At 49.4% G+C, this 5,491-nt stretch carries 8 protein-coding genes and 1 pseudogene; 4 read left to right on the top strand and 5 right to left on the bottom strand.

Going from position 1 to position 5,491, the window contains the following annotated elements; all coding sequences use genetic code 11:
* The 5 genes and pseudogenes from QUB10_RS33670 to QUB10_RS33650 all read right to left on the bottom strand — a co-directional run.
* Positions 1–324 (bottom strand): annotated as a pseudogene (locus QUB10_RS33670) (hypothetical protein); the annotation flags it as partial.
* The gene (locus QUB10_RS33665) at positions 317–547 is read right to left on the bottom strand and encodes a hypothetical protein (RefSeq protein WP_333207460.1); all 231 of its coding nucleotides are present in this window, start codon (positions 545–547) and stop codon (positions 317–319) included. The gene QUB10_RS33665 and the pseudogene QUB10_RS33670, both read right to left, overlap by 8 nt.
* A gap of 68 nt (positions 548–615) precedes the next feature.
* Positions 616–1,095 carry a hypothetical protein gene (locus QUB10_RS33660; RefSeq protein WP_333207459.1) on the bottom strand — a complete coding sequence of 160 codons (480 nt, stop codon included), beginning with the start codon at positions 1,093–1,095 and terminating at the stop codon, positions 616–618.
* Positions 1,096–1,169: 74 nt separating this feature from the next.
* The gene (locus QUB10_RS33655; RefSeq protein WP_333207446.1) at positions 1,170–1,448 is read right to left on the bottom strand and encodes an HU family DNA-binding protein; all 279 of its coding nucleotides are present in this window, start codon (positions 1,446–1,448) and stop codon (positions 1,170–1,172) included.
* Positions 1,449–1,535: 87 nt separating this feature from the next.
* The gene (locus tag QUB10_RS33650; protein WP_333207457.1) at positions 1,536–1,919 is read right to left on the bottom strand and encodes a hypothetical protein; all 384 of its coding nucleotides are present in this window, start codon (positions 1,917–1,919) and stop codon (positions 1,536–1,538) included.
* A gap of 148 nt (positions 1,920–2,067) precedes the next feature.
* On the opposite strand from QUB10_RS33650, the gene QUB10_RS33645 reads away from it, so the two are divergent.
* The 4 genes from QUB10_RS33645 to QUB10_RS33630 form a co-directional block, all read left to right on the top strand.
* Positions 2,068–3,624 (top strand): hypothetical protein, encoded by a 1,557-nt coding sequence (locus QUB10_RS33645; protein WP_333207455.1) that lies wholly within the window; start codon positions 2,068–2,070, stop codon positions 3,622–3,624.
* Positions 3,625–3,744: 120 nt separating this feature from the next.
* On the top strand, positions 3,745–4,164 hold the full coding sequence (locus tag QUB10_RS33640) for a hypothetical protein (protein ID WP_333207454.1): 420 nt from the start codon (positions 3,745–3,747) through the stop codon (positions 4,162–4,164).
* 134 nt (positions 4,165–4,298) lie between these two features.
* Positions 4,299–5,111 carry a hypothetical protein gene (locus QUB10_RS33635; protein WP_333207453.1) on the top strand — a complete coding sequence of 271 codons (813 nt, stop codon included), beginning with the start codon at positions 4,299–4,301 and terminating at the stop codon, positions 5,109–5,111.
* Positions 5,112–5,126: 15 nt separating this feature from the next.
* Positions 5,127–5,491: hypothetical protein (locus QUB10_RS33630; protein ID WP_333207452.1), on the top strand; the 365-nt coding region annotated here is incomplete at its 3' end.

Raw genomic sequence — 5,491 nt, 5'->3', positions numbered from 1 at the left:
GACTGTGTATTCTGTATCAGCAACCTCGACTGTGTATTCTGTATCAGCAATGGTTGGGGCTGGTGATACAGAATCAACAACGGGCGGCGCGGGTGCAAGTGTGACTTCATCAGGATAGAGAAAGTCCCACTCGTTTGTAAATGGATTCCAAAATTGCAGCGAGCCGTCGATCGGGTGCACGCGGTTAACTTTGTAAATTTCGCCGCGTTTTACCCATGCGGCAATCGCCGGCTTTCGTCGCAGCTTCACCCAGTCGCCGGCTTTGTAGAGGCTTCCCACTTCGGCGGTCACGGTGTCAAAAAGTGAAAGTTGAGCACTAACCATTAAGCTTAAATCCTTTCCGCTCGACTGTTTCGCCTTCGCTCGATTCATCATATGAAAGGAATACAACTCGCTCTAGATATAAGAGCGCAAACCCCACAGCATACTGAGCGTCAAACAATGCAGCACGAGTTTCTTTGTCATCGGTGCGGCATAATTCTTTCAGAATTCCCGATCTCACTGTATGAAGTGAAATAACCAACGGTCTAACCGTGTTGGGTTCCATAAGTCCTCTAAATTAGTTGTCTAGTGGTTGTCTAGTAGCCGATCGCCCTTCACGACATCGGCCGCTTCCTACATATCGAGCTCGAAGCCTTCGCTTTCTAACTGTCGCTGGAGCGCGTACATCATCGCAGCACCGGCAGCCAAAGTTTTGGGGTCAATATCTTCATCGCCCGCCACAACTTCCGCTCTCTTGTACCCGGTGCAGCGGCAGCCGAGGTTTTGCAAGAATCTCTCGCAGAATTCCTCGCACTGCTGCCAAGGTTCTTCCTCGGTTCCGTCTGACATTAGGATGTCCGCATCAGGGTTCCAGCCGAGTTCCAGCACTTTGTAAGTTTCAGACTCTGGGTTGAACAAATTCTGAAGTTGGCGAGCTGTTTCGATCGCAATCTTGGTAAAGGTATCGCCTCCTACGCTGGGATGACGGGTAGCCAATTGAATGTGACTGATAATCGCAATGGTTGCCAGCGGTGGAAGTTCTACAGATGCCGGCGGCAAGTCTTGCATTTTGTTCACTTCATCGGCGTATTTCTTCAGGTCGGGATACTTCATGATTGTCTGTCTAGTGTTTGTCTAGTGGTTGCAGCCGATCGCACTTCACGACGATCGGCAATTGTCTACATTGTCTACAGTCTGTTTACAGCGTCTCGAAACTGCTTGCCTGCTGAAAATGCAGGAACTGTAGTTGCTGGAATCTCCATCTTCTCCCCAGTTTTGGGGTTGCGGCCCTCACGTGCTTTACGGTCGCGAGCCTCGAATGAGCCAAAACCGACTAGCGTTACTTTCTCCCCGTCGGCGACTGCCTGAGTGATGGCATCAATTAAGGCATTTAACACTTCATTGACTACCTTCTGGGTTGCCTGTGCTTTGGTGGCGGCCACTTCCACCAGTTCTCCTTTGTTCATAAGTGCGATCGCCTCAATGACTAATATCTAATGACTAATATCTAACGCAAAAGCCAGCACGAGACGCTGTGCTGGCTTCTGTTGCGATTATTCTGCGAGGTTTTCCCCGCCGTTATCGTTGGATGACTCTGCTTGCAGTTCTAAATCTTGCAACTCTTTGAGCTTGCGAAGATTTTCAATTTTCTGCTCGTACTCTTTCGCCTCTTCCCTGTACCACACGATGCACTCCCTCGATTTGGCCAACTGTTTTTCTGCATCATCTAACAGTTGGTCGAGAATTCCCCCAATGGCGTTTTTAAGACCAATTCCCTCCGTGCTACTTTTTCGATCAAGTGCGATGCGCTGAGTCCCATCTCCCTCGCCAATTCGTCCAGCATCCTGACTGCTGTTGGCGTCAACCCATAACTCTTGGGACTCTTTGTCTCCCCGTAAGGCTTCTCTTTCGCTCTTCTGACCATAGGTGTTGTTCATAAACTCTCCACTAGATTAACAAAGACTTAATTAAGACGTTGACATATCCTTAATTAAGAGTCTATCATACTTGCATGGTCTTAATTAAGGCGCACTGCATACCCTTTAATGTTGACGGGTGGGCAACTCCCACCCTTTCCCCTAACCTATGTACACCCTGGAACAGTTAGAACAGAAGAATCTTAAAGAATTAAAGGAAATCGGCTGGCAGCTAAACGTTCTCCCAGACGGCGACAGACGGTGCCGCCAAAACTGGATAGATGCCCTAGTCGGCGTTCAGCCCCCGCTGCTGCAACTGCTGGAAGATTCCCCCGTGGCGGAAGTTGAACCAGTCCAGGAGGCGATCGAAGTTCAAGACCAGGAGCCGCTGCTGGAATCTTCCCCCGAAGCAGTTGAGTGTCCTAGTTGTGGTGCGGCTCATGCCTTGTACACCACAAAAGATTGTCTAGATAAACCGCTTATCCGTTGCCTGCACTGCGATTACAGCAGGTTCAAAAACTACCCCGGCGCAATTCAACTTGAAGTCCAGGAGCCGCCGATCGAGTCCAAATTTGGCCGCATCGTTTACCGCATCGTTTACCCGAAACCGGCCGTTAAGCCGATCGCACAAAATGCAGAAACTAGATCCCAACTCGACAGAACAGAAAGTGCTGATGTACATAACCGGCGCTCTCATCCCGCCGAATCAGTTCGAGATAGCAGCGGCGCTAAAGCTGAAGCACTGGGAAGCAAAGAAGGCGATCGAGTATTGGCGCTGGCAGGGAATAGTAAAGCAGTTCGAGGGGGAGTTTTACCCCATCAGTCAATTGAACTAGCGGTCACATTCAACGATGAACAACCGCCGAACCGGGGCGAGGGCAAGGGACGGATTGAGCCAAAAGTGAGCCAAAGTGCGATCGCTCCTGCGGCCAATTCCCCTGGTTTTAAGAGCAAGTCAACCGCTCATCAACTTTTGGAATTGTTCAAGAGTTCCGCGCACATCATCCCCGACTCCCCCGCTAATGAGAAAGTGACTGAAACTGTGATCGGGCAAACTGAATCTGCTCAGAATCCGACGCCGACAGGCTGCACTTTATCGGCTGAGTTTTTGGCTCGCTATTCCCCGCCACAGACCCAGATTTTCCACTTCCAATCCGAGCTAGACGGGCAACTGAACTTGCTCGACTTTGAAGTGGAATCAACAGATGAACCACCAGACCCGGATGATTTTGAATCCCTCGATGCGTTCCAAAGGGCGATCGCCCTTTGGGACGCCCAACACCCGGAACTGATAGAAATCGGCCTCGATTCCTTCTGCGAGTGGGCCCCTTGCCCTGATGAATGGTACGAACCGGAACCGTCCGAAGTGATGGAACTTTCGGGAGCCGGTGAAAGTTCCATCACTTGCGAATTCCTTATTCCTGTTTTTGACGCTTGGTGCGATCGCGCTGCGCGACAAACCGACACCGACGAACCGCCAAACCCAGAGGATTACGATTCGATGTTCGCCTTTTGGGCTGCCTACGACGCTTGGGTTAGTAAAGATGACGACACCGACGAACCGCCCGACACAGGGATTTTTGCCCGACTACCTAAACCCAAACCGCCCAGTTTTCCGCCGATGATTGTCGGCAAGGGCGATCGGGCAAACAGTATCAGGAAGTTTGCTCGCGGTGCAACACTTGCGATCGGGCGAGCTCCACCGGGAGGTGATGCGATGCAATAGGAACCGCTTGCATGAAGCATTGAACAACTTATCTCCCATGAATCATCTGAATAGTGCGATCGTCTTAGGAGACGTTAGGGCGATCGCTTCCTCGAACCATCATTAAACAGGTAAAAATCAATGACTTTTCTGAAGATTTCCATTCCCGTCTACAAAAAAGACAAATGGGAACGACTCGAAAAAGATGGAAAACTGGAAGTTAGCAGCGAAGTAGACAGCCTTTCAGATGCCTATGAAATGCTGAAGCAACAGCTTGATAATCTACTGGCTGAGCTTGATGCTCAAAACCGTTTAGCGGAAGATTCCGAGAGCTTAGAGCGGCAAATTCAGCAGAAAGCTTACACCCTGAAAACTCTAACCAAGGACATTGAGCGAGCAACGGAACACTATGAAAGCCTGAAGCTTTTCTTAGAAAGGCTGGGCATAGACCCGACTGCTTACCAACTCACGTTTGATAAGAGATTCTTACTACAAGACGCATCTTTGTCCGAGGTGGAAATTGTGCCGCCTGAGCCAAGATACCCGGACGGCGTTATTTAACAACCAACTTTGAAGCGATTACTCCGTGAAAGAGAATCGCTTCCTACTAACAACTAACATGGAAATTACCGCCGATGCATTCCCTGGAACGATTCACACCGAAAACGCGCCCACACTTTACTAACCACTGATAAATGGAAAGCACTGCCAATTCATTTTTAAACGAACCGCTCAGTGAGTTTCAACCGCTCTTGGACTTCGCAGAAGAAACCCTCGCTACCGCCCCTTACAACGATTTGAGCGAACTGACGCACGAAATTAAAAGGGGATTTCTAGACTACGTGCGGCAAGGAATCATGCTTCAGACAATCCGCCGATATCGTTTGTATAAGTCCAAATTTAAGGATTTTAAAACCTACTGCGAGCAAGGACTCGGCCGTCAGCACTTCTACTGCAAGCAAATCATCAAAGCAGCCGACATCTGCCTGCGATTAATTAAGTCTGGCTTCAAAATTTTGCCCAACTGCGTAGCCCAAGCTACAACGCTGGGGAAATACGCAGCGGTGGACAAGTACGGCGACAGCCCCCTAGAGAGCAAGTGGCAGGAAGTGGTCGAGACCGTACCGAAGGAAAGGATTTCAGCAGTGACGATTGCCGAAACCATTGACGAGAACCCAGAACCCAGACTGCAGCAAGTCCGTATTAAGAAGGACACTTACGCACTGCTAGCCAAGAAAGCAGCAGCGGCCGGTATTTCCTTCCAAGAGCTGATGGACAGAATCGCGGACGAGTACAAGCCCCATCAAGAGGAAGAAGAAGAGCCAACCATACCCACTCCGGAGCAAGAGGAGATTTTAGATCAGCTAGACACCGAGTTTCAGAAAGACACCGGCGCGATCGGCAAAAGCGACAAACCGCTACCAGGCTTAGGAAAAAACAAACCCTCACGAAGCTATCAAAAAGCTATCAGACCGAATAGATCCGACAAAGCGTCGGACTCATCCTAGTTAGGTTTAAAAACCATGCACAATACTTTCACCTATCGGCATTCTGACTTGCCCACGTTTCGTCCTGAAATAAAAGCTGAAATCATAGCGGTAGGACTTCACGTTGACGACTTGATTCTTAAAAGTCAAGGCAATTACCGCGAGCTTGAAGAGTTGGCGGAAACCTTAGATAACTGCCTAAGCACTTGCGAGCTTAATCTCAAATCAATTCAGATAATCCCCGACAACAGTTTGCAACCGCATATCAGCATGAGAGATTTGCCTATGGAAGAGAAACAAATCATTTTCTCTACCGCCCTTACATCTTCCATCGCGATCGAAGCTTTAGCTTCAGTTTTTGGCAAAAGCCCCCAGCAGATAGCTAGCGAACTTGCGGAAAA

Source organism: Microcoleus sp. B5-D4, assembly GCF_036705145.1.
Lineage (GTDB): Bacteria > Cyanobacteriota > Cyanobacteriia > Cyanobacteriales > Microcoleaceae > Microcoleus.
The sequence above is the reverse complement of the archived record's forward strand: the minus strand, read 5'-3'. Positions and strand labels throughout refer to the sequence as shown.